Source organism: Kitasatospora sp. NPDC091276, assembly GCF_040684355.1.
GTDB lineage: Bacteria > Actinomycetota > Actinomycetes > Streptomycetales > Streptomycetaceae > Kitasatospora.
Map to the genome: position 1 here is coordinate 103562 of NZ_JBFBFU010000009.1, position 24433 is coordinate 127994.

General features: G+C 73.5%; 18 protein-coding genes and 1 pseudogene. 14 read left to right on the top strand and 5 right to left on the bottom strand.

What is annotated here, in order from left to right:
• Nucleotides 1-495 (top strand): annotated as a pseudogene (locus tag AB0O19_RS13675) (hypothetical protein); the annotation flags it as partial.
• A 183-nt stretch (nucleotides 496-678) separates the two neighbouring features.
• Complete coding sequence (locus tag AB0O19_RS13680) at nucleotides 679-2406, top strand: protein kinase (protein ID WP_363619423.1); 1728 nt, start codon at nucleotides 679-681, stop codon at nucleotides 2404-2406.
• A 20-nt stretch (nucleotides 2407-2426) separates the two neighbouring features.
• On the opposite strand, the gene AB0O19_RS13685 is transcribed toward AB0O19_RS13680, so the two are convergent.
• Both AB0O19_RS13685 and AB0O19_RS13690 read right to left on the bottom strand, forming a co-directional pair.
• A complete protein-coding gene (locus AB0O19_RS13685; protein ID WP_363619424.1) occupies nucleotides 2427-3527 on the bottom strand; it encodes a phosphotransferase in 1101 nt (366 codons plus the stop codon).
• Nucleotides 3528-3594: 67 nt separating this feature from the next.
• Entirely contained in the window at nucleotides 3595-4254 is a 660-nt protein-coding gene (locus AB0O19_RS13690) for a response regulator transcription factor (protein ID WP_350876661.1), read from the bottom strand.
• 420 nt (nucleotides 4255-4674) lie between these two features.
• Here AB0O19_RS13690 and pdhA point away from each other — a divergent pair, with 420 nt between their 5' ends.
• The 6 genes from pdhA (at nucleotide 4675) to AB0O19_RS13720 (ending at nucleotide 12758) form a co-directional block, all read left to right on the top strand.
• Nucleotides 4675-5835 carry a pyruvate dehydrogenase (acetyl-transferring) E1 component subunit alpha gene (gene pdhA / locus AB0O19_RS13695; protein ID WP_363619425.1) on the top strand — a complete coding sequence of 387 codons (1161 nt, stop codon included), beginning with the start codon at nucleotides 4675-4677 and terminating at the stop codon, nucleotides 5833-5835.
• A complete protein-coding gene (locus AB0O19_RS13700) occupies nucleotides 5832-6809 on the top strand; it encodes an alpha-ketoacid dehydrogenase subunit beta (protein ID WP_363619521.1) in 978 nt (325 codons plus the stop codon). Before pdhA ends, AB0O19_RS13700 begins: the two co-directional genes overlap by 4 nt.
• A 15-nt stretch (nucleotides 6810-6824) precedes the next feature.
• A complete protein-coding gene (locus AB0O19_RS13705; RefSeq protein ID WP_363619426.1) occupies nucleotides 6825-8264 on the top strand; it encodes a dihydrolipoamide acetyltransferase family protein in 1440 nt (479 codons plus the stop codon).
• A 360-nt stretch (nucleotides 8265-8624) separates the two neighbouring features.
• A complete protein-coding gene (locus AB0O19_RS13710) occupies nucleotides 8625-9848 on the top strand; it encodes a benzoate/H(+) symporter BenE family transporter (protein ID WP_363619427.1) in 1224 nt (407 codons plus the stop codon).
• A 176-nt stretch (nucleotides 9849-10024) separates the two neighbouring features.
• A complete protein-coding gene (locus AB0O19_RS13715; protein WP_363619428.1) occupies nucleotides 10025-11257 on the top strand; it encodes a M64 family metallopeptidase in 1233 nt (410 codons plus the stop codon).
• A 130-nt stretch (nucleotides 11258-11387) separates the two neighbouring features.
• Entirely contained in the window at nucleotides 11388-12758 is a 1371-nt protein-coding gene (locus AB0O19_RS13720) for an MFS transporter (protein WP_363619429.1), read from the top strand.
• Nucleotides 12759-12806: 48 nt separating this feature from the next.
• On the opposite strand, the gene AB0O19_RS13725 is transcribed toward AB0O19_RS13720, so the two are convergent.
• Together AB0O19_RS13725 and AB0O19_RS13730 are read right to left on the bottom strand one after the other, a co-directional pair.
• The gene (locus tag AB0O19_RS13725; protein WP_363619430.1) at nucleotides 12807-13655 is read right to left on the bottom strand and encodes a Bro-N domain-containing protein; all 849 of its coding nucleotides are present in this window, start codon (nucleotides 13653-13655) and stop codon (nucleotides 12807-12809) included.
• A 439-nt stretch (nucleotides 13656-14094) separates the two neighbouring features.
• Nucleotides 14095-14916, bottom strand: coding sequence for a maleylpyruvate isomerase family mycothiol-dependent enzyme (locus AB0O19_RS13730; protein ID WP_363579837.1), 822 nt, complete (start codon nucleotides 14914-14916; stop codon nucleotides 14095-14097).
• Between the two features lie 173 nt (nucleotides 14917-15089).
• On the opposite strand from AB0O19_RS13730, the gene AB0O19_RS13735 reads away from it, so the two are divergent.
• From AB0O19_RS13735 to AB0O19_RS13745, 3 genes are all read left to right on the top strand, one after another.
• On the top strand, nucleotides 15090-15887 hold the full coding sequence (locus AB0O19_RS13735; RefSeq protein WP_063348508.1) for a carbon-nitrogen family hydrolase: 798 nt from the start codon (nucleotides 15090-15092) through the stop codon (nucleotides 15885-15887).
• A gap of 180 nt (nucleotides 15888-16067) precedes the next feature.
• On the top strand, nucleotides 16068-17150 hold the full coding sequence (locus AB0O19_RS13740) for a GntR family transcriptional regulator (protein ID WP_363619431.1): 1083 nt from the start codon (nucleotides 16068-16070) through the stop codon (nucleotides 17148-17150).
• Between the two features lie 115 nt (nucleotides 17151-17265).
• Nucleotides 17266-17913: a hypothetical protein gene (locus AB0O19_RS13745; protein ID WP_350876643.1), complete on the top strand. Its 648-nt coding sequence runs from the start codon at nucleotides 17266-17268 to the stop codon at nucleotides 17911-17913.
• A 157-nt stretch (nucleotides 17914-18070) separates the two neighbouring features.
• Here AB0O19_RS13745 and AB0O19_RS13750 read toward each other — a convergent pair whose 3' ends face one another.
• Complete coding sequence (locus tag AB0O19_RS13750) at nucleotides 18071-18856, bottom strand: SLATT domain-containing protein (protein WP_363619432.1); 786 nt, start codon at nucleotides 18854-18856, stop codon at nucleotides 18071-18073.
• A 367-nt stretch (nucleotides 18857-19223) separates the two neighbouring features.
• Between AB0O19_RS13750 and purD the strand changes: the two genes are divergently transcribed.
• The 3 genes from purD to AB0O19_RS13765 all read left to right on the top strand — a co-directional run bounded on the left by purD (nucleotide 19224) and on the right by AB0O19_RS13765 (nucleotide 24420).
• Nucleotides 19224-20471, top strand: coding sequence for a phosphoribosylamine--glycine ligase (gene purD / locus AB0O19_RS13755; RefSeq protein ID WP_363619433.1), 1248 nt, complete (start codon nucleotides 19224-19226; stop codon nucleotides 20469-20471).
• A 532-nt stretch (nucleotides 20472-21003) separates the two neighbouring features.
• Complete coding sequence (locus tag AB0O19_RS13760) at nucleotides 21004-22587, top strand: hypothetical protein (protein WP_363619434.1); 1584 nt, start codon at nucleotides 21004-21006, stop codon at nucleotides 22585-22587.
• Between the two features lie 219 nt (nucleotides 22588-22806).
• Entirely contained in the window at nucleotides 22807-24420 is a 1614-nt protein-coding gene (locus AB0O19_RS13765; protein WP_363619435.1) for a N,N-dimethylformamidase beta subunit family domain-containing protein, read from the top strand.
• The last annotated feature ends 13 nt before the right edge of the window (nucleotides 24421-24433 follow it).

Sequence of the window (24433 nt, forward strand, 5' to 3'; positions counted from 1 at the left end):
CACCCCCAGTACCTCCAGCAGCCTCCGCCGCCGCAGCAGCCGCAGTACCGGACCCCGCCGCCGGCCTTCCAGCCGCCGCGTCCGCAGGGGCCGCAGACCCCGCACCCCCAGTACCTCCAGCAGCCTCCGCCGCCGCAGCAGCCGCAGTACCGGACCCCGCCGCCGGCCTTCCAGCCGCCGCGTCCGCAGGGGCCGCACACGCCGCACCCCCAGTACCTCCAGCAGGCCCCGCCGCAGCGGGCGCACACCCCGCCGCCGCAGCCGATGCCGCCGTACCAGCAGCCGAAGGCGCCCAGCGGCGGCGGCTGCTCGACGGCCGCGGTCGTCATCGTGATCATCGTCGGCGTGCTCGTGCTGGCCGGCATCATCATCGCGATCGTGGTCAACAAGGCGCAGGACAACAAGTCGAAGACCAAGACCGGGCACACCACCGGTGAGCGGCCCGCAGTGGTGCTGGTGGTTGACCTTCCGGTCGACCGGAATGGCCTGCTCTGACGCTTTCCGGCCGGTTCGGGCGTGCCACGGGCCCGCGCCGGAGGCGGTAGCGTTCGGGGATACGAAGCGACAGGGCACCGCGATCCGAGCGAACGCCCGGGGCGAGGAGCGATGGCACAGACGCAGCAGCCGGATGACGGAACGGGTGCCGGAGCTGACGGCCGGACCGGCGGGACGCCGAGGATGCCCGGACCCGGCAGCGACGCCGCGACCAGCGCGTTTCCCCCGGTCGGACCCGGCGGCCCGCAGACCCCCGGCCGCGGTACGGCCGCGCCGCTGGGCACGGTCGGCGACGGCCGCTACCGGCTGACCTACCGGCTCGGCCGCGGCGGCATGGCCGAGGTGTTCGCGGCCGAGGACGTACGGCTGGGACGGACGGTCGCGGTCAAGCTGCTCCGCGGCGAGCTGGCCCAGGACGACATCGCCCGGCTGCGGTTCACCCGCGAGGCACACGCCGTCGCGGGGCTCAACCACCACTCGATCGTCGCGGTCTACGACACCGGCGAGGAGTACGCCGGGGACGAGTCCACGCCGTACATCGTGATGGAGCTGGTCGAGGGCCGGACCGTCCGCGAGCTGCTGGTGGACGAGGACGCGCCGCCGGTCGACCAGGCACTGATCATCATCGCCGGGGTGCTGGAGGCGCTGGCGTACAGCCACCGCAACGGCATCGTCCACCGGGACATCAAGCCCGCCAACGTGATCATCACGACCGCGGGCGCCGTCAAGGTGATGGACTTCGGTATCGCCCGGGCGCTGACCGGCACGGCCAGCACCATGACCCAGACCGGCATGGTCATGGGCACCCCGCAGTACCTCTCGCCCGAGCAGGCCCTCGGCAAGCCCGTCGACCACCGCTCCGACCTGTACGCGGCCGGCTGCATGCTGTACGAACTGCTGGCGCTGCGCCCGCCGTTCACCGGCGACACCCCGCTCTCGGTGGTCTACCAGCACGTCCAGGACATGCCGGTGCCGCCCTCGCAGGCCAACGGCCGGGTGCCGGTCGGGCTGGACCAGCTGGTGCTGCGCTCGCTGGCCAAGAACCCGGACGACCGCTTCCAGGACGCCGACGAGTTCCGCGCGCACGTCCAGCACGCGCTGCGCGAGATGCACGGCGCGGGCGGCGCGGGCTGGGCCGGCACCACGGCCGGGCTGGCCGCCGCGGGGCAGGGGAACACCGACGCCACCCAGGTGATCCGGCCCGACCAGACCGCGGCCACCGCGGCCTTCGGCGCGATCGGCCCCGGCGACCAGACCTCGGTGCTGCCCTACCAGGGGATGGGGGGCCCGGGCGGCCCGCACACCCCGTCGACGCCCTACCCGGGGGCCGGCGGCCCCTACGGCGGTGGTGGCGACGACGACGGCGGCTCCGGCCGCCGGCGCGGGCCGTGGGCCTGGGTGGCCGGCGCCGCGGCCGTGCTGCTCGCGGCCGGGGTCGGCATGGCGTTCGCGTTCAGCGGCAACGAACCCACGAACTCGCACACCGTGCCGCCGACACCGCTCCCGGCGGTCAGCACGACCGAGCCCAGCACGCCGCCCCAGAGCGGCTCGCAGAGCCCGCCCGCATCCAACACCGGCAGCCGGCGCCCGACGCAGCCGACCGAGAACGGCGGCAACGGCGGCAGCTACAACAACGGCGGCAGCGGCGGCAACAACAACGGCAACAACAACGGCAACAACAACATGTCGCCGTCCCCGGGTTCGGGCAAGCACTCGACGCCCGCGTCGCCCAGCCAGACCCCCAGCCACACGCAGCCGCCCACCACGGCGCCCGGTACGCCCAGCACGGCGCCGACCACCCCGAGCACGGGAAGCGGCGGCAGCACGGGGGCGGCCACGCCGCCGCCGGCGACCAAGTCGAACCCGCCGGCCACCCAGCCGCCGGCGACCCAGCCGCCGGCGACGCCCTGATCGGGCCGGGCTGACACCGGTCAGTTGGCGAAGGCGTCCAGGACCTGTTCGTACTCCTGGCACCACCACGTCAACTGGCCGGCCGAGGCGGGGTAGAGCGGGTCGGCCCGGTGGTCGGCCCGCTGGTAGCGCCACTGGAGCATCCAGAAGTCGTTCAGCCGCTCCCACCAGACCCGGTGGACGGCGGCGGCCAGGTGCTCGGCGGTGGCGGCTCCGGTGGCCCGGTAGGACTGCGAGTAGTGGCGGACCCGCACCAGGTCGAGGGTGCCGGACGTCCGGTCGTTGAAGAGCAGCGTGGCGGCGCGGACGGCCTCCTCGGCGCGCGGCTGCGGGCCGAGCTTGTCCCAGTCCAGGACGGCCGCGACCGGGCCGCCGTCGGGGCCGTCGCCGTACAGCAGGTTGAGTCCGTGGAAGTCGCCGTGGGTCCAGCCGGTGGGCGGGGCGGTCTGCGGGGCGGGGCGGCGGTGGGCGTGTTCGGCGAGCAGTTCCAGCCTTTCGGTGAGCCTCCGTTCGACCAGCGCGTCCAGGTCGCCGTACGGGCGGTGGGCGCGGGCATGGCGCCGCAGGTCGCGGGCGAGGTCGGCGCTGTCGAGGGGGTCGGCGGTGCGGTAGCCCGGGGGTTGTTCGAAGGGGGCGCACACGTCGTCGAGCGCGCCGTGCAGTCGGCCGAGCAGCGCGCCGAGCGCGTCGCACTGCGGCGGGGAGAGGTCGGTACCGTGCCGGTGTCGGCCATCCACCCAGGGGAACAGCGCGAACAGCCGGCCGCCGTAGCCGGCCACCGTGCCGGCTCGTTCGGCGCAGGTCAGCGGGGGTGCGACGGGCAGCCCGAGGGCCTGGAGCCCGGCCATCGCCCGGTGGTGGGCGACGATCTTCGGGCGGCTGGCGGTGGCGGCGTCGACGTAGCACTTCAGGAAGTACGCGCCGGTCTCGGTGGTGACCCGGTACCCGCGGTTCAGCAGGCCTTCGGCGACCGGTTCGGCGGTCAGCAGTCCCCCCACCCGGTAGCGGCCCAGGACCTCGGCGAGTGCGGCGCGCGGGACGGGCGGACTGAGGGTCCCTATCGGCGGCGCGGAGAGGTCGGGGCGGGCCGGGGAGCAGGAGAGGGTCTGGCTGAAAGTCACAGCCAGAGGTTAGGGCCCCCGTGCGGGGGCCCTTGACAAGTCGTCAGTTCTGTGATCGCCGTTCTGGTCAGTGCTGCTGGTCCGCCTGGTGCCGTGCCACGAAGGCCGCCGCCTGGGTGCGTCGCTCCATTCCCATCTTGGCGAGCAGACTGGAGACGTAGTTCTTCACCGTCTTCTCGGCCAGGTGCAACTCGTTGCCGATCTGACGGTTGGTCATCCCCTCGCCGATCAGATCGAGGATCCGGCGCTCCTGCTTGGTGAGTTGCGCCAGCCGCTCGTCCTCCTTCTCGCCGCCGTCGCGCAGCCGGGCCAGCACCCGGCTGGTGGCGACCTGGTCGAGCAGCGACTTGCCGGCCGCGACGTCCCGGACGGCGGTGATCAGGTCGGTGCCGCGGATCGCCTTCAGGACGTAGCCGGACGCGCCCGCCATGATCGAGTCGAACAGCGCCTCGTCGTCCGAGAACGAGGTCAGCATCAGGCACTTGATCTCCGGCAGCCGGGACCGGATCTCCCGGCAGACCTCGACCCCGTTGCCGTCCGGCAGCCGGACGTCGAGCACCGCGACGTCGGGGTGGACCGCCGGGATCCGGGTGAGCGCCTCGGCGGCGGTGCCGGCCTCGCCGACCACCTCGATGTCGTCCTCGACCGAGAGCAGGTCGTGCACGCCCCGCCGGACAACCTCGTGATCGTCGAGCAGGAAAACCCTGATTTGTCCGTTATCAGTCACGTCCAAAGCCTCCCATATCACCGTACGGAAGACCTATCGTCCCTGGTGCCGCAGTCAGGCGGTCCGGCCGGGGCGGTCCGAAACCGATACCGAGAACCCCCTTACGTACGGGCTCGCGCCCGGATAACGTGCGCTGGTGTCCTGAAGGCGCCCGAATTGAGAGCTGCGTCACGCGGTCCGTCACCCCCACCCTTCCGACGGCGCGCTGCCCGCGGCACCCTCGGGGTTGTAAGCCCTGAACAAGTAGGACGTCCTAGCGCAAGCGCGCCAAGGGCGGACGCTGGGTAACGTTCTCGTGAGGGACGCCGTCGGAACAGGATCACCACCTGCCCCGCAGTAGGAGCGCACACCCACGCGCGCCCCGCGAGGCGGTGACCGGACCGGTCACCGGCGACCCCGGGCGGCCGGACAGACCGAGGAGTGAACGTGACCGTCAAAAGCACGGCGAGGGCCCGCAAGAAGGCGGCCCCCGGCGTCCCTGACACCCTCCGCGCCACGGGGAAGGACACCCAGCCGGAGCTCGTACAGCTGCTCACCCCGGAAGGCGAACGGGTCGAGCACCCGGACTACCCGCTCACCACCACCCCGGAGGAGCTGCGCGCCCTCTACCGCGACCTGGTGCTGGTCCGCCGGTTCGACGGCGAGGCCACCGCACTCCAGCGCCAGGGCGAGCTGGGCCTGTGGGCCTCGCTGCTCGGCCAGGAGGCCGCCCAGGTCGGCTCCGGCCGTGCCATGCGCACCGGCGACTACGCCTTCCCCACCTACCGCGAGCACGGTGTCGCCTGGTGCCGCGACGTCGACCCGCTCAACCTGCTCGGCATGTTCCGGGGCGTGAACCACGGCGGCTGGGACCCGAACGAGAAGAACTTCCACCTGTACACCATCGTGATCGGCGCGCAGGCCCTGCACGCCACCGGCTACGCGATGGGCATCAGCAAGGACGGCGCCGACGACGCGGTCATCGCCTACTTCGGCGACGGCGCCTCCAGCCAGGGCGACGTCAACGAGGCCTTCACCTTCGCCTCGGTCTACAACGCGCCCGTGGTGTTCTTCTGCCAGAACAACCAGTGGGCGATCTCTGAGCCCACCACCACCCAGACCAAGATCCCGCTGTACCGCCGCGCCTCCGGCTTCGGCTTCCCCGGCGTCCGGGTCGACGGCAACGACGTGCTGGCCTGCCTGGCCGTCACCCGCTGGGCGCTCGACCACGCCCGCAGCGGCAACGGCCCGGTGCTGATCGAGGCGTTCACCTACCGGATGGGCGCGCACACCACCTCCGACGACCCCACCCGCTACCGGCCCACCGAGGAGACCGAGGCCTGGAAGGCCAAGGACCCGATCGCCCGGCTCCGCGCCCTCCTGGAGAAGGAGGGCCTGGCCGACGAGGAGTTCTTCACCGCTATCGAGGCCGAGAGCGAGCGGCTGGGGCTGCGGGTGCGCGAGGGCGTGCGCGGCATGCCCGACCCGGACCCGACCCTGATCTTCGACCACGTGTACAGCGAGCCGCACGCGCTGGTCGATGAGGAACGGGCCGAGTACGTCCAGTACGCGGCCTCCTTCGAGGCGGGGGAGAACCTCTGATGGCCGGTCAGCTCAGCATTGCCAAGGCGCTCAACGGCGCGCTGCGCAAGTCGCTGGAGAGCGACCCGAAGACCGTCCTGATGGGCGAGGACATCGGCAAGCTCGGCGGCGTCTTCCGGATCACCGACGGCCTGCAGAAGGACTTCGGCGAGGGACGGGTGATCGACACCCCGCTCGCCGAGTCCGGCATCGTCGGCACCGCGATCGGCCTGGCGCTGCGCGGCTACCGCCCGGTGGTGGAGATCCAGTTCGACGGCTTCGTCTACCCGGCCTTCGACCAGATCGTCTCCCAGCTGGCCAAGATGCACGCCCGCGCGCTCGGGAACGTCAAGCTCCCGGTCACCATCCGCATCCCCTTCGCGGGCGGCATCGGCGCGGTCGAGCACCACAGCGAGTCGCACGAGGCGTACTTCGCGCACACCGCGGGCCTGCGCGTGGTCAGCCCGTCCAACGCGCACGACGCGCACTGGATGCTGCGGCAGGCCATCGCCTCGGACGACCCGGTGGTCTTCCTGGAGCCCAAGCGCCGGTACTGGGACAAGGGCGAGGTCGGCGACGCCGCCGACCTCGGACTGCACGACGCCCGGATCGTGCGCTCCGGCACCGATGCCACGCTGCTCGCCTACGGCCCGATGGTCAAGGTCTGCCTGGAGGCCGCCGCGGCCGCCGAGGAGGACGGCCGCCGACTGGAGGTCGTCGACCTGCGCTCGCTCTCCCCGGTGGACTTCACCACCCTGGAGGAGTCGGTCAAGCGCACCGGGCGGGCCGTCGTGGTGCACGAGGCGCCGGTCTTCCTGGGCATGGGTGCCGAACTGGCCGCCCGGCTCACCGAACGGTGCTTCTACCACCTGGAGGCGCCCGTCCTGCGGGTCGGCGGCTACCACGCGCCGTATCCGCCGTCCCGCGTCGAGGAGGCCTTCCTCCCCGACCTGGACCGCGTGCTCGACGCCGTCGACCGCGCACTCGCGTACTGATCCGGGGGAGCGAAGATGACCACCGAAGTTCGCTCGCTCCGCGAGTTCAAGATGCCCGATGTGGGCGAGGGCCTGACCGAGGCCGAAATCCTCAGCTGGTACGTCAAGCCGGGTGACACCGTCACCGACGGGCAGGTCGTGTGCGAGGTGGAGACCGCCAAGGCGGCGGTGGAGCTGCCGATCCCGTTCAACGGGGTCGTCGATCAGCTCTTCTTCCCCGCGGGCGCGACGGTCGACGTCGGCACCGTGATCATCTCGGTCGCGGTCGCCGGGGAGGCCGGGGCCGCGGCTCCCGCCGCCGCCGCTGCTGTTGCGCCCGTCGCCGCCGCCGCGCCGGCCGAACCGGCCGAGCCCGAGCGGCGCGAGGTGCTGGTCGGCTACGGCCCGCGCACCGGCACCGCGCAGCGCCGGGCCCGGCGCACGACCACGACGACCGTCACCGCGACGCCGGCTCCGGCCGCGCCGGTCGTGTCGGCTGCTCCGGCGCCGGTCGCGCCGGTCGCGCCCGCCTCGTCCGTCCTGGCCGAACAGCCCGCCGGGGAGCGGCCGTTGGCCAAGCCGCCGGTGCGCAAACTGGCCAAGGACCTCGGCATCGACCTGCGCGCGGTCGTCCCGACCGGCCGGGACGGCGTGATCACCCGCGAGGACGTGCACGCCCACGCGTCCGCCCTGGCCACCGCGCAGGCCTCCCCGGCGGCGCCGGTCGAGGCCGGGCCGGTCGCGGCGGCGGTGCCGGCGCCGGTCACCGTGGCGGGCGACGTCCGGGTGCCGATCAAGGGCGTCCGCAAGGCGACCGCGCAGGCGATGGTGGCCTCGGCCTTCACCGCCCCGCACGTCACCGAGTTCGTCCAGGTCGACGTGACCCGCACGATGAAGTTCGTCCGCCGGCTCAAGGAGAGCGGCGAGTTGGGCCGGGACGTCCGGATCAGCCCGCTGCTGCTGGTCGCCAAGGCGCTGCTCACCGCGGTCAAGCGGCACCCCGAGATCAACGCGCAGTGGGACGAGGCGGCCCAGGAGATCGTCATCAAGGGCCAGGTGAACCTCGGCATCGCCGCGGCCACCCCGCGCGGCCTGATCGTCCCCAACATCAAGGACGCCGGCGGCAAGACCCTCACGGGCCTCGCCGTCTCGCTGGGCGAGCTGATCGACACCGCCCGCCAGGGCAAGACCTCGCCGGGCGACATGCAGGGCGGGACCATCACCATCACCAACGTCGGCGTCTTCGGCGTCGACACCGGCACCCCGATCCTCAACCCCGGCGAGGCCGCGATCCTCGCCGTCGGCGCGATCCGGGACATGCCGTGGGTGCACAAGGGCAAGGTCGTCCCGCGTCAGGTGACCACGCTGGCGCTCTCCTTCGACCACCGCCTGGTGGACGGGGAGTTGGGCTCCAAGGTGCTGGCCGACGTGGCCGCGCTGCTGGAGCGCCCGAAGCGCCTGATCACCTGGGGCTGACGGCCCGGGACGTCACGAACGGGAAGCCACGGAGGGGCCTTCCCCCACACCGCCGTGTGGGGGAAGGCCCCTCCGCTTCTGCCCGCCCGTCGGCCGTCGCTGGGGGCGAGGCCGGCGGGCGGCGATCAGGACCAGCCGATGACGGACGCGCGCATGACGTGACTCCCCGGGGTCACGGGTCTGACGGCGTGGCTGGGCGAGGGCGACGGGCCCGCTCCGGGCGGGGCGGAAGCGTCCCGGCCCCGCCGGTCGCGCTCTCCGTGCCTTCATCCGTACAGACGTGCATCCTCTCCGGGGGTTGCAGGTGGTTTCAAAGACTTTTCCGTGAGCCCCCGGCGCGGCGTTCGGGATACTTCCGGAATGACTGAAGAGCTGACGGTCCGACCGGAGACGGTGCCGGGCGGGGGCGGGGAGCGCCGGTCGCTGCGGCGGGACGTGTCGGGGCCGGCCCTGCTGGCGGGGTTGGTCTGCATCGCGGTGTCGTTCTCGGGTCCGCTGGTGGTGGTGCTCGCGGCGGCGGCCGCCGGGCGGCTGGACGCGGCGCACACGGCGTCCTGGATCTGGGCGGTGGCCATCGGCAGCGGGCTGAGCGGCTTCGCGCTGAGCTGGTGGACCAGGACCCCGGTGATCACCGCCTGGTCCACCCCGGGCGCCGCGCTGCTGGTGACCAGCCTGGGCGCGTACCCGTACCGGGAGGCGGTGGGGGCGTTCCTGGTGAGCGCGGCGGTGGTGACGCTCTTCGGGGTCACCGGCTGGTTCGGCCGGCTGATCGCGGCGGTGCCGACCGGGATCGTCAACGCGATGCTGGCGGGCATCCTGTTCTCCTTCGGCGCCGGGATCTTCGGCGCCGTGCACGGCGCGCCGGTGCTGGTGGTGGGCAGCCTCGCGGCCTTCCTGCTGGCCAAGCGGCTGGCCCCGCGGTACGCCGTCCCGGTGGCGCTGCTGGTGGGCGGGGTGCTGGCGGCGTTGACCGTCGGACTCCCGCTGCACCTGGGCTCGGGCGGGCCGACCCGGCCGGTGTTCACCGCGCCGGCGTTCTCCTGGGCGGCCACGGTGGGGCTGGCGCTGCCGCTCACGATCGTGGTGCTGGCCTCGCAGAACGCACCGGGCCTCGGGGTGATGCGAGCCTTCGGCTACCGGGCGGACGACCGGCTGCTGATCGGGTCGACCGGTGTGGTGTCGCTGCTGCTGGCGCCGTTCGGCTCGCCGGGGGTGAACCTGGCGGCGATCACGGCGGCGATCTGCTCCGGCCCGGAGAGCCACCCCGACCCGCGCCGCCGCTACGTCGCGGGGATGTCCTCGGGCGTGCTGTACGTGCTGGTGGGCAGCTTCGGCGGGGTGCTGGTGAGCCTGTTCACCGGCCTGCCGAAGGAGCTGATCGCGGTGATCGCCGGGGTCGCGCTGCTGGCCTCGCTGCAGGGCAGCCTGGCGGCGGCGGTGGCGGACGAGCGGGGGCGGGACGCGGCGGTGGTGACCTTCCTGGCCAGCGCCTCGGGGATGAGCCTGTTCGGGATCGGCTCGGCCTTCTGGGGCCTGCTGTTCGGCCTCGGCACCCACCTGGTGCTGAACCTCCGCAGGCGCTGACGAAGGGCCTGTCATCGGTCAGATTCCAGTCATTGGGATGACTGGTGTGGTGAGGGTCATTCGGCCAGGTCGGTGACTTTTTCGGCGCGCGGTAGGGGTGACACACCCGTCCGGGTACGTCTTCGCTCCACCACCCGGGCTACGCCGGGTGACCGGAACCCCGAGGACGCACCCGCATGCCACCTGGCAACCCTGGCCGTCTCGTTCGGAGTCTGGCCGCGCTCGTGCTGGTGTCCACCGCCGTACTCCCCGCCGCCCTGGAGCTGGTCGGCCCCTCGCCGTTCGGCGTGATCGGACCGGGGGCCCCCGCCGACCGGGCGGTCCCGCCGCACAGCGCACAGCGCGCCGACCGCCGGCCCGTCACGGCCGCCCCCACCGTCGACATACGCCGCACCGGGGACCCGGCCAACCGGATCACCCTGGTCCTGCTCGGCGACGGCTACACGGCCGCCGAACAGGACCTGTTCCGACAGCAGGTCGACCGGGCCTGGCACGCGCTGATGGCCATCGAGCCGTTCCGCACCTACCAGGGGTTCTTCAACATACGGCGGGTCGAAGTGGTCTCCCCGGTCTCCGGGATAGCCGAGACCGAGAGCCGCGGCCGCAACCCCGCCACCCCGCTCGGCATGCACTTCTGGTGCGAGGGCACCGCCCGGCTGCTCTGCGCCGACGAGGCCGCCACCGCCCGGTACGCGGGCGACAGCTCCGGGCCGCAGTACCTGATAGCCCTGGCCAACTCCACCGAGTACGGCGGCGCCGGCGGCACCGGGGTGACCACCCTGGCCGGCGGCAGCCCGGACGCCGGGCGGATCATCCAGCACGAGATCGGCCACACCGTGGGGGACCTCGGCGACGAGTACGACAGCGCCCCGGACGACGCCGAGTACCCGAACCTCGCCACCCTCGACGCCGACGACATGCGCAAGAAGCAGACCAAGTGGTGGCGCTGGCTGGGCGCGGAGTCCCCGGACGGCGCCGGGACGGTCGGCGCCTACCGCAGCGCCAACGGCCTCTACCGGCCCACCCCCGACTCGGTGATGCGCACCCTGGGCAGCGCCTACAACCTGCCGTCGCGCGAGGCGATCATGGAGGAGCTGTACCGCAGGATCCGGCCCACCGACACCCCGTCGCCGCCGCCCGGCGAGGTGAGCGGGCGGCCCCGGCTTAACGTCCGGCCGGTGCCGCTGACCGGCCCGCGACAGCTGAAGGTCGAGTGGAAGGTGGACGGCGTCGCGGTGACGCCGCAGGCCGCCGACGGCTCCTGGCTGGACACCGACCAGCTGAACCTGGCCCCGGGCCGGACGGCCACCGTCACGGCGACCGTCCGGGACACCACCGACTGGGTGCGGGACGAGGCCTTCCGGGACCGCTACATGACCCGGTCGGTGTCCTGGACGCTGACCGGCTGACGCCCGGTCCGCGGAATCCGTGGAATCCGTGCCCCGTGGAATCCGTGGTCCGCGGAGTCCGTGGTCCGTGGACGATCGACCGCACCCCGCACTGGGCGTCCCATCATGGGATGACTAGTCTGGTCGCACTATGACCGTGGAGCCCGCCCGCTCAGCCGCACCCCTGTCCGTCCCCGCTCCCCGAACCGCCGACCCGACGCCGCCGGTCGCCCCGACGCCGTCCGCCGCCCCCGCACCGTCCCCGCCCGGCGGGCGCGCGGCCTGGCTGGCCTGGTCCATCGGCGTCAGCGTCTACATCCTCGCGGTGATCCACCGCACCAGCCTCGGCGTGGCCGGACTGGACGCCGCCGACCGCTTCGGCATCGGCGCCTCCGCGCTCTCCACCTTCTCGATCCTCCAGGTGCTGGTCTACGCGGCCATGCAGATACCGGTCGGCCTGCTCGTCGACCGGATCGGGCCGCGCCGGGTGCTGCTGCTCGGCGTCGTCCTGCTGAGCTTCGGCCAACTGGCCTTCGCGTTCAGCTCCTCCTTCGCCCCGGCACTGGCCTCCCGGGCGGTGCTCGGCTGCGGCGACGCGATGACCTTCATCAGCGTGCTGCGGCTCGCCGCCCGGTGGTTCCCCGCCGCCCGGAACCCGTTCGTGGCCCAGCTGACCGGCCTCGCCGGAATGGGCGGCAACCTGATCACCACCGTGGTGCTCGCACAGGCCCTGCACCGCGAGGGCTGGACGCCCACCTTCACCGCGATCGCCCTGCTCGGCGTCGCGGTCTTCGCGCTGGTCGCGCTCTTCCTCAAGGAAGCGCCGGCGGCGGCCGTACGGCCGGTCGAACACCCGCCCGCGCCGCGGCCGAACGTCGGCCGGCAGGTCCGCGCGTGCTGGCGCGAACCGGGCACCCGGCTCGGGCTCTGGGTGCACTTCACCACCCAGTTCCCCGGCAACGCCTTCGGCCTGCTCTGGGGCCTGCCCTACCTGGTGGAGGCGCAGGGCCTCTCCCGGGCCGCGGCCGGCGGACTGCTGACCCTGCTGGTGCTCAGCAACATGGCTTTCGGCTTCCTGTTCGGCCGGGTGCTCTCCGTCTCGGCGCGGGCCCGGATGCCGATCGTCCTCACCGTCATCACGGCCACCGCCCTCGGCTGGGCGCTGGTCCTGGCCTGGCCCGGCGGACACCCGCCGATCTGGCTGCTGTCCGCCATCATCGTGGTGATGGGCAGCAACGGCCCGGCCTCACTGGTCGGCCTCGACTACGCCCGCGCCCGCAACCCGGTGGAGCGCCTCGGCACCGCCTCCGGGATCGTCAACATGGGCGGCTTCATCGGCACGATGATCACCCTCTTCGGCATCGGCGTCCTCCTGGACGGCCTCTCCCCGGCCGGCACCGACTCCTACTCGGCCGACGCCTTCCGCTGGGCGTTCTGCTGGCAGTACGTCCCGCTGGCGGTCGGCACCGTGATGATCCTGCGCCTGCGTCGCAAGGTTGCGGCGGAGGAGAAGGGGCTCTGACCTGCGAAGGGCGTCGAAACTATTGCTTTGGGTGATGGTTTCCCGCCGCTACAGCCCGATGCCCCGGAGCACCTCGGTGATCTCTGGCGGCCGTCCGTAGAGCTGGACCCGGTCGATCACACAGAGCACCGTGCCCTCCGGCGGCATCATCGGTGTGCGAGCCGGATGCGCCCCCGGCCGGGTCGGCTGCTCGGCGGCTTCGCGCCGCATGCGGATCAGGTCCACGAGCTTCAGTTTGGGGCAGCCGAGGACGATTCGGCTGGCCCGGATTCCGACCCGTTCTTCGCCCGGGCAGGCGAAGTAGGCGCCGAACGGTGGTCCGCTGTCCTCCTCCCGGGTTGGTAGGTGAAGGACCATCTCGCCGTGCTGGCAGTGGACCGTTCCGTCCGAGTGGACGGTCAGGCCGGGCCAGTCCTCGTGGTCGATCTCGGCGACGATCCGTACCTGTTGTCCGATCGCCTCGGCCAGGGTCTCCGCCATCCGCCGCTGTTGGGTGGGGATATCGGCGTCCCCGCGGCGGACGGAGGGGATCAGCTCGTCGGTAACCCATTCTCGGAACGGTCGGGCCGTGCCTTTGTCCGACCGCATGAGGAGGCCGTATAGACCTGCCTCGCTCACCACGCCGAGTAGTGGATTCCCTCGACGATAGGCTTTCTGACCTGTAGGAATCCGGTAACCCTTGTTCCGAACAAGGGTTACCGACCGTAGGTCGACGACACGGTGCTGATGGTGTTCCAGCACCTTGACGGTATCTGTCGGGTTTCCTCGGCCCAGGACTCGGCACACGTCCGCCGTGACGAACCACGGTTGTCCGTCGATCATCACGACTCTGATCGGTTGCCCCGTGACCGGGAAGCTCGACCGGACCAGAGTCATCTGCTGCTGTTCGTCGTCCATGGGGACGCCCCTCCTTCTTCCGGGTGGTGGCGGGAGTGCCCGGAACAACGAGGTCGAACGGGTGAGGTTCTGGTGTTGGATTGACGGATGGATGCACGAGTGGTGCCGACCCGGCGCGCACTCGTGCGTGTACGCCGGGTGGCGTGCGCTGCGGGGTGGCCGGGGTCAGATGGTGACCGCGAAGGCGGACAGGACGCGGTCGGCGAGTTCCTGGACCTGTGCCGAAAGGTTGAGGCGGCGGGGGCGTAGGGTTTCTGACCTGCGGAAACGTCGTAGCCATCGCTTTTGGCGATGGTTACCGACCACAGGTCGACGGTGCGGTGCTGGTGGGTCTCCAACCTCTTGACGGCGTCGGGCGGATTACGTCGGCCCATGACTCGGCACCCGGCGCGCACTCGTGCGTGTACGCCGGGTGGCGTGCGCTGCGGGGTGGCTGGGGTCAGATGGTGACCGCGAAGGCGGACAGGACGCGGTCGGCGAGTTCCTTGTCGCCGTCGATGGTGACCGGGCCGGGGCGGCCGCGGCCGCAGGCGAGCCGGAGGTAGGTCTCCCAGTCCATGGTGAGCTGGACGTCGGGGGCCAGGCTGATCGACTCGTCGACGGTGCCGCGGCCGGTCGAGTCGACCCGGACGGTGCGCAGGAACTCCACGCGGCCGGTGACGTCCAGGACCATGGCCGTTCCGGCCGGGGCGCCGGCCCGGTGGGCGACGGCCTTGGGCAGCAGCCCCAGCAGGACGTCCCGGGCGATCAGGGCGGCCGGGGAGTCGAGGTTGCCGGGGGTGTCCAGGGCCCGGCGCAGGTCCTGCTCGTGCACCCAGACGTCGAAGGCCCGCAGGCGCAGCAGCTCGTGGTACGGCACGTCGCGGCTGTTCGGGCCGGCCGGCCAGCGCACCGGCTCCAGGGGTGTCTGCTTGGCGTTCCGCAGTGCCCGGGAGCGGCGGATGATCGTGTACTCCAGCTCGCTGGTCATCTCCAGAGCGGTGTGGCAGCGGCGCTTGTCGACCGGCAGTTCGATGTAGCGGGCGAAGTCGGTGGTGACGTGGCGAAGGTCACGCGGCAGGGAGTGGATCGGGCGGGGGTCGCCGAGGAGTTCGGACTCGACCGCGATGATGTGCGAGACGACGTCCCGGACCGACCAGCCGGGGCATTCGGTGGCCCGGTTCCAGGAGCCCTCGGGGAGGGGGGCGACCAGCTCCGATATGGACTCGATGCTCTGGGCCCACGCCTCCGTGTAAGCCTGCACGGTCTGGTTGTCCGTCACGGGAATCTCCGGCCCTCCGTCAGCTTCCTTGCCCTCTGCGCCCGGCCTCCCCGGTCGGCCGGGATGGTCCGGCTTCCAGGCGCACACGCTAACCGCACGTTACGCTGCCGGGAGACAGCTGGGCAGCGCTTTCGGGTGACGATCGTAGGTCTCTTGCCGTGGACGGTGGTACTGTGCGCGCTTCATTGATCCAACTCGGGGTCTCCGACGCCGAGCCGCCCGCCGAACGGCGGGCCCGGGCCGCCGCGCTGGTCCGGGCGCAGCAGGGCGCGGACCTGGTGGTCCTGCCGGAGCTGTGGCCGCTCGGCGGCTTCGCCTACGACCTGTGGTCGGACGGCGCCGAGACGCTGGACGGTCCCACTTCGGACGCGATGGCGGCGGCCGCGCGGGCGGCCGGGGTCTGGCTGCACGCCGGTTCGATCGTCGAGCGCGACCCGGACGGGCCGATCTACAACACCTCGCTGCTGTTCGCCCCGGACGGCGAGCTGGTGCACACCTACCGCAAGATCCACCGCTTCGGTTTCGACAGCGGCGAGGCGGTGGTGATGGGCGCGGGGCAGGAGATCGTCACCGCGGCCACCGACTTCGCCACCCTGGGCCTGGCCACCTGCTACGACCTGCGCTTCCCGGAGCTGTTCCGGGCGCTGCTGGACGCCGGCGCGCAGCTGCTGGTGGTTCCGGCGGCCTGGCCGGCCCGGCGGCGCGAGCACTGGACGCTGCTGGCACGGGCGCGCGCGGTGGAGGAGCAGGCGTTCGTGCTGGCCTGCAACACGGCCGGGACGCACGCCGGGGTCGAGCAGGCCGGGCACAGCATCGTGGTGGACCCGTGGGGCCGGGTGCTGGCCGAGGCCGGCACGGAGGAGCAGGTGCTGACCGTCGAGTTCGATCCGGCCGAGGTGGGCAAGGCCCGCGAGGAGTTCCCGGTGCTGCGGGACCGCCTGCTGGGGATCCCCGCGCCGGTCCAGCGCTGATCCTGGCCCGCCCCGGCCCGGTCCGGGCGGGGGCGTCCGGGGGCGCCGGGGCCTCCGGGGGGTTGGTTTGTACCTTCTCGGGGCGGGTTTGAGAAGATGAGCACTCGTCGTGTTCCCCGCCGCTCGTTGGCCGGTCCGCCGAGGGGCGGCCTGATCGGCCCGCCCCAGGAGGTTGCGCGCATGCCCGGCAACGGCGCAGGCGACACCCGTCCCGTCATCCAGCGCAACAGCCTGCGCGAGCAGATCGCCGGTGCGCTGCGCGAGGAGATGATGGCCGGCCGGTTGGCGGCCGGCCGCAACTTCACCGTCAAGGAGATCGCCGAGCTGTACGGCGTCTCGGCGACCCCGGCCCGCGAGGCGCTGGTCGACCTCGGTGCGCAGGGGCTGCTGCGGGCCGAGCACCACCGCGGGTTCACCGTGCCCGAGCTGGGCTGGGACGACTTCCTGGAGATCTTCGAGTCCCGGGTGCTGGTCACCGACAGCTACTACCGCCAGTTCTCCGCACGCAGGGCGCTGCCGGACCTCGCCAGACTGCCCTCGCTGCGCCGCCGGGCCGACGCGGCGGTCCGGGCCGCCCGGGCCGGGAACCTGGACGTGATGGTGGGCTGCGACCGCCGGTTCTGGCAGGAGGTCGCCGCGCTGATCGGCAACCGCCGGATCGGCGACTACCTGGACTGGCTGCGGGTGCAGTCGTGGATGTTCGCCGCGCCCTACCTGCGGGAGCTGCCCGTTCTGGCCGAGGTCTGCTGGGACCGCCACCTCGACCTGGTCGACGCCATCGGCGCGCGGGACCTGGTCGGCGCGCACCGGATCATCTGCGAGTACAACCTGTACACCGCCCGGCTGCTGGCCGGGCTGGCCGGGCGGCCGCTGGAGTCGGTGACGGTGCTGGGGCTGCTCACCGAACCCCTGGACGGCGATCCTCTGAATAGCGATGCCCTGAATAGCGAACCCCTGGACGGCGAGCCCGGTGGCGGCGGACCCGGTGGCGGCGGGCTCCTGGACGGCGGGCTCGTGCCGCCGGCCCCGTCCGCCGAAGCCCCGCCGGTGGCGGCCGAACCGGCCCCCGGCCAGGCGTTCGACCAGGTCGGGAGGGGCCGGCGCCGGCCGGGCGAGGAGCTCGGCCGCGAACTCGGGCTGGGCCTCGGCCTGGTGCCGCAGCCGCGCTCGGTGCCGTACGGCCGGTTCGGCCGGCGGCTGCCCGAACCGCCCCCGGACGCACCGCAGGGACGGCCCGACCCGCGCCCGGCCCCGGGCCGGTAGGGTGGGCGGTCGTCGAACCGGGCGTCCCGCACAACGGCCGTCCGGGTGCCGACCCCGCCCCCGTCGTCGTCCCGCCCTGCGGGCGACCCCGCCGCCCGGAGAGGAACTGCCGGCCATGGCCTGCGACCTCTGGCTCGTCCCGCTCGTGGACGTGCTGAGCCACAGCCCCGACAATCCCTTCAGGGACGATCTCGCCCTCTACAACGCGGTGTTGGCCTCCCGCGGGCTGCCAGAGGTGCCGGTCTACCAGTACGTCCCGGGGCTGAGCGGGGCGGTCGAGCCGATAGCCGCCTTCGACTACGACTCGCTGCACTTCCTGCGCCGTGCCTACCTGCTGGGCCTCACCGGGCTGGACATCACGCCGGTGGACTCGCTCGGCGGCGACTACGAGCAGCTGCTGGAGATGTTCGAGAGCAGTGCCGAACAGTCGCACCTGGTCTGGCACTTCGACCACGCGGGCGCCTACGTGCCGATAGAGTTCCCGGCGCCGCTGGTGGACGACGCGCTGCTCGCCTCCGGCGGTCCGCTCGGTTCCAGCCACGGGCTGCTGCGCGAACTGCAGGCCGTCGCCCCGGCGCTGGGCCTCGACCCGCTCAACCCGCCGGACCCGACCCGGCCGCTCGGCCCGACCGGCCTGGAGCAGCCGTTCGGGCCGCCGCTGGACGACCTGCACCCCTTCGCCCGCGAGCGGCACGCCTGGGCGGGCCTGTACGCGGCGGCGACCCGCAGCCTCGCCCAGGGCTCGATGGTGGTCTTCGCCTGAGGCCCCGGCAGCCTTTTGCCCGAGGCGTTGCCCGCCGCATCCGCCCGCGCGCCGCGTCTGCCCGGCTGCCGTACCCTCCCGCCGCGTCTGCCCGGCCGCCGCACCCTCCCGCCGCACCGGCCCGCCCGCCACGGCAGGCGGCCCGCCTTCCCGCCCGCTACCGCAGCGGCCCCTCCGGCGGCCGCTGGCGCGGCATGGTGGGCCGGGTGCCCGGCGGCGGCAGCACCCGCACCTGGGCGCCCACCCCGCTCTCGCTGCGCCCGCCCCAGGTGCCCGGGGCCTGGGTGGGCAGCTGGGTCATGGACGCGCGGAACTCCAGCATCCACTCCGAGGTCTCGGTGCGGACCATGTCCGAGACGTCCTCGCAGAACCGGCGCAGCACGCCGAGGCAGCGCTCGGCGGCTTCGCCCGCGGTGCCCTCGGTCGGGCCGAGCACCTCGCGCACGCACTCCGACGCCCAGTCGAACTGGAAGGCCTCCAGCCGGCGTTGCAGCGCCTGCGCGGTGCTGACGTCGCGCATCCAGCCGGAGGTGAGGCCGAACACCCGGTCGGTGCCGTAGCAGGCGGCGGCGAGCGCCAGGCCGACGTAGCCCCAGCTGGTGCCGTGCGAGACCGCGCCGGTCAGGTCGACCAGCGGCGCGGTCACCCCGCCCACCGCGAAGCCGGCCGTGCCGAACCGCAGCAGGCGCGCCCAGCGGCGCTTCCAGATCCGGTCCTTGCGGTACCACTCGATCGCCTCGACCGCCCGCTCCTCGGACCAGCGGTACAGCTCCTCCAGGCGCTCGGCCGGCTCGCCCCAGTCCCCGAGCGGGAACTGTCGAGTGCTCAGATCGGTCCGTCGGCGGGTGGACGCCTGGCGGGCGATGGTCGCGGCGGGCGGGTCCTCCTCGCCGATCTCCTTGCCCCAGGCACTCTCCTCGGGCTGCATTTCCGGCTGGCTCACCTGTGGGGCTCCCTGTGGCGGGCGGACTGCTGGGTCTGGCGGTCCATCGGCTGACGCGACGTCTGCCGTTGGTTGTCCAACAGCACTTCTTACCGCCAAATGGCTGACCATGGGGTCGCTTCCCCGGTGATCGTTACCGGATTCGGCCACCGGAACCCGGGGTGGAAGGGATGCGGGGGTCGGCGAGATTTCACCCGTCCGAGGGAGGGTCCGGTGACCCGCCGTCCTGACTCGGGCACCCGGTGCGCACCGAGCCGGTCCGAGTTGGAGGTTTCTCCGACATCCTCGGCGTACGGACCGCCCCGACTGGAGGATCGGACGGGACCGGAGAGCGGCCGGAACTGGCCACCGACTACCCTTGCCAAGCGTGAAGGTCCTCGTCATCGGCGGCGGCGCCCGCGAACACGCCCTGTGCCGCTCTCTGTCCCAAGATCCCGCCGTCTCCGAGCTGCACTGTGCCCCGGGCAACGCCGGGATCGCACAGGTGGCGACGGTCCACCCGGTCGACCAGCTGAACGGCGCGCAGGTCGCCGACCTGGCCGTGCGGCTCGGCGCCGCCCTGGTCGTCGTCGGCCCGGAGGCCCCGCTGGTCGCGGGCGTCTCCGACGCCGTGCGCGCGGCCGGCATCCCGGTGTTCGGCCCGTCCGCCGAAGCCGCCCGACTGGAAGGCTCCAAGGCCTTCGCCAAGGACGTGATGGCCGGGGCCGGCGTGCCCACCGCCCGCTCCTACGTCTGCACCACCCCGGCCGAGGCCGCCGAGGCGCTGGACGCCTTCGGCGCGCCGTACGTGGTCAAGGACGACGGCCTGGCCGCCGGCAAGGGCGTGGTGGTCACCTCCGACCGCGCGGCCGCGCTGACGCACGCCGCCTCCTGCGAGCGCGTGGTCATCGAGGAGTACCTGGACGGCCCCGAGGTGTCGCTGTTCGCGATCACCGACGGCACCACCGTCGTCCCGCTCCAGCCCGCGCAGGACTTCAAGCGCGCGCTGGACGGCGACGAGGGCCCCAACACCGGTGGCATGGGTGCCTACTCGCCGCTGCCGTGGGCGCCCGCCGGGCTGGTCGAGGAGGTCCAGCGGAGCGTCCTGCAGCCGACCGTCGACGAGCTGCGCCGCCGGGGCACCGAGTTCTCCGGCCTGCTGTACGCGGGCCTCGCGCTCACCTCGCGCGGTACCCGGGTGATCGAGTTCAACGCCCGCTTCGGCGACCCGGAGACCCAGGTCGTGCTGGCCCGGCTGCGCACCCCGCTGGCCGCCGTCCTGCTGGCCGCCGCCACCGGCACCCTGGACCAGCTGGAGCCGCTGCGCTGGGACGAGGGCGCGGCCGTCACCGTGGTCGTCGCCTCCGAGGGCTACCCGGCCGCGCCGCGCACCGGTGACCCGATCGAGGGCCTGGCCGAGGCCGAGGCCGACGGCACCGCGTTCGTCCTGCACGCCGGTACCAGGGCCGACGAGGACGGCCGGGTGCTGAGCGCCGGCGGCCGCGTCCTGTCGGTCACCGCGACCGGCGCCGACCTGGTGGAGGCGCGCGACCGCGCGTACGCCGCCGTGGACCGGATCGCCCTCAAGGGCGGCCAGCACCGCACCGACATCGCCCTGAAGGCAGCCACCGAGTAGGGCCTGCCCCGCCTCCGCCCGCAGGGCGCCGCGCACCGTGGGATTTCCCCCCATGGACGCAGCGCCCTGCGGCGTTTCCGGGGCGGGAGTGACTCCGGGGGCCGGCGCACCGTTCGGCGGCCGGATTCCAGCCCATCGGGTGACAGCACCCGCATCCGGCTGACGTAGCCGGGCGCCCGGCCTTATGGTGCGCTGGATCGCAGTGCGACGTGGCCGTGCGCCGGGGTCGCCGCCGGGTAGCGGTGTTCCCACGGGGGGATGCTGGACGGCGTCCGGCCGGGCGGGTGCCCGGGTGCTTCGCACCGGACCGGTCGTGACCGTCCGGAATCCGGGCGGTGTCACCGGGACGAGTGGAAACCGGGGCGATCCGGAACACCCACTCGGGCCGGTGCGTCGAACATGGCAGAAGCGCCACACAGCATGCACTACCGGGGATCGGACGCCTCCGCTTCCCGGTCGGAACTGATCGTTTCGAGTCGGCTCAGGGCCCGTCGCCGGGCGCCCGAGGGCTCCGAAGGGGGTGCCGCACCGTATGGCCGCAGTCGACACCGCGCGCGCTCACGCCCAGGCGGTCCTGCGGGTCCGTGGTCTCGCCCTGGCCGCCGCCGCCATGCCCGCCGCCGTCGCGGTGGTCCTGCTCGCGGGCCGGTTCACCGGGCGGATCGGCGCACCCGGCTCCTCCGACGCCGCCGGGTGGGACGCCGCCCGCTGGGCGGTCTGCGCGGTGGCCGCGCTGACGCTCCTGGTGGCCGGGCTGACCGCCCGCGCCTACCACCGGGCCGTCCCGCCCCGGACCCCGGCCGTTCCGCTGGAACGCGCCGAGGCACCCGAGCTGTACCGGCTGATCGACGAACTCGCCGACCGGCTGGACGTGCCCGCGCCCTCCACCGTGGCCCTCACCCCGGACTGCGACAGCTGGCTGGAGGACGTGCCCCCGGTGCGGCGGGCCCGCCCGTTCCGGGCGCACCCCGAGCCGCCGGGCCCGGTCCTGGTGATCGGCTCGCCGTTCCTGTGGTGGATGCGGGCCGGCGAACTGCGCGCCCTGCTCGCCCCCGTGGTGGCCGGCACCGCCGCCTCCGCCGACCCGGAGATCGCCGCCGCCCGCCGCTTCCTGCGCAGCCTGGACGCCAGCCTGGACTCCGGCGAGGGTGCCGCCCCCGGCCTCGGCGGCGGCACCCTGGCGGGCCCGCCCCGGCCGCCCGGCCGCGGTCCGGCCGCGCTCGCCGAGCGGATCACCCGCGGGATCACCCGCCGGCTGCTCGGCGCCTGCCGAGGCCACGCCGCCGAGTTGGAGCGCTCCGTGGCGAGCTGGGCCTCCGAGCAGGCCAGGACGGTCGACTACGGCCTGCGGATCGCCGCCCAGGAGCAGGTCGGCCTGGCCTACGCGGGCTGGGACCGGCTGCTCACCCGGGTCGCGCTGCCCGCCTGGCGGCTCGGCCGCCACCCCGCCCACCTCAACGCCGGCGTCGTCTCCGCCCTCACCGAGCTGTCCCGGCGCGACCGCCTGGCCGACGGCTACGGCACCCGGCTCGGCGACCGCCCCGCCTGCGACCTGCTGGAGGAGCCCGGCACCGTCGACCGGGCGGTCTCCCGGCTCGCCGCCGAGCTGTTCTTCGGCAGCCCGGCCGCCGGAGGCTGGCACGAGCTGGAGTGGACCGACTACCCGGCCGACGTGGTGGACGCCGGCTGGCGGGCCCGCGCCGCCGCCCTCCAGACCGCCCTGGACCGGCTCGCCCCCCAGGCCCGTCCCGGCTCCCCGACGCTCACCCGGCTGCTGGTCCGGCTCGCCGAGGGCGAGGGGGAGCAGTTGGCCGCCGCGCTGGCCGCCCAGCTGGCCCGCACCACCGCCCCGGCCCCGCTGCTCGAAACCGCCCGCAGCGGCCGTGACCTGCTGGTCGACCACGTCACCGCGATGGTCTGCTGCGCCGCCGTCGACACCGCGGGCGGCGCGCCCGGCCTGGACTGGCTGGACGGTCCGGTGCTGCTGCTGGGCGGGATCCGCCGCACCGACCTGGCCGGGCCGGTCGCCCAGGCCGTCGAACAGGGCCAGGACGGCCCGCTGCGGTCCTGGCTGGACGCCGCCGACGTGCGTCTGGAGAAACCCGTCCGGTTGTGAGCCGGACAGGCGGCGCTCGGTGCTCCGGCGCGCGCCCCCAAACCGACCGGCGGGCGGTCGTCTCCGCAGGCCGGAGGCCCGGCCGGGGGAGGGCGTGAGATTCCCGGCACCAATTGCGACCGCAGGGTGACGGAGCGCCAGCACTCTGTGGTGTATTAGACCGCACGCACATCCGGGGGGCACGTGCCAACCGGGCGGAAGTGCACCTGGGAGGGGCGCGTGGGCACGGAACTCAACCGCCGCTGGGAGTCCGGAACGCACGCTTACAGCGTCTCCGACCCCTTCGGCCAGGGCCCGCTGCCCTGGCTGCGCAGCCCGGACCAGTACCTGGCCGACGCCGAGGGCGCCGTCCCCTGGTACGTCTCGGTGGACGCGCCCGGCCAGCGGCCGCTGGCGGCCGGCGCCCGGCCCAAGCCGCCGGTCGGCACCCCGCAGAGCGCCAACGACGTGGACCAGCAGATCAAGGGCTTCGCCTCGGCCGGGGTGATCCGCCCCGGCGGTTCGGTGGACTTCCGGGTCACCGTCAACCCGCCCCGCGAGTTCACCGTGGACGTCTGGCGGATCGGCCACTACGGCGGCGACGGCGCCCGCCACATGACGTCCAGCCCGCTGATCGCCGGGCTGGCCCAGCCCGCCCCGCTGGTGGTCGAGCGGACGGTCTCCTGCCACCACTGGTGGCACTCCTGGCGGTTGCAGATCCCGGTGCACTGGAAGCCCGGCGCGTACGTCGCCGTGCTGACCACCGCGGACATGCTGCACCGCAGCCACATCCCGTTCACCGTCCGGGACTTCGAGGACCGGGAGCACGCCGCCGAACTGCTCCTGGTGGTCCCGGACGTGACCTGGCAGGCCTACAACCTGTTCCCCGAGGACGGCCGCAGCGGCGCCAGCCTCTACCACGCCTGGGACGGCCGGGGCGGCCTGGTCGGCGAGCCGGAGGCGGCCGTCACGGTCTCCTTCGACCGCCCGCACGCCACCGCCGGGCTGCCGCTGCACGTCGGCCACGCGTACGACTTCATCCGCTGGGCCGAGCGCTACGGCTACGACCTCTCCTACGCCACCGCCACCGACCTGCACGCGGGCCTGGTCGACCCGGGGCGGCACCGGGCGCTGATCTTCCCGGGCCACGACGAGTACTGGTCCGAGCCGATGCGCCGGGCCGTCGAGCAGGCCAGGGACGACGGCACCTCGCTGGTGTTCCTGTCCGCCAACACCATGTACTGGCGGGTCGAGCTGACCGCCGCCGCCTCCGGCGAACCCAACCGGCTGCTCAACTGCCGCAAGCGGCAGAAGGTCCAGCCGGGCAGCCCGGCCGCCGGGGCGCCCGGTTCGGCCAGCGCGCTGTGGCGGGACGCCGGCGAGCCCGAGCAGCAGGTGCTCGGCCTGCAGTACTCGGGCCGGGTCGCCGCGCCCGTCCCGCTGATCGCCCGGCACACCGCGCACTGGCTCTGGGACGGCACCGGCCTGCAGGAGGGCGACGAACTGCCCGGCCTGGTCGCCGGCGAAGCCGACCGCTACTACCCCAAGGTGGCGCTGCCCGAGCACACCGAGCGGGTGCTGCTCGCACACTCGCCGTACCAGGACCTCGCCGGCCGCACCCGCTACCAGGAGACCTCGCTGTACCGGGCGCCCAGCGGCGCGTACGTGTTCGCGGCCGGCACCTTCGCCTGGTCGCCCGCACTGGGCCGCCCCGGCCTCACCGACGAGCGGATCCAGCGGGCCACCGCCAACCTGCTCGACCGCCTCGGCAAGAACGAGGCCTCCTTCGGCCGGGCCTCCCTCACCCGGAACGGGGCCGCCCTCGGCCAGAAACGGGGCCTCGGGGGTTCGTGAAAGACTGCGGGGG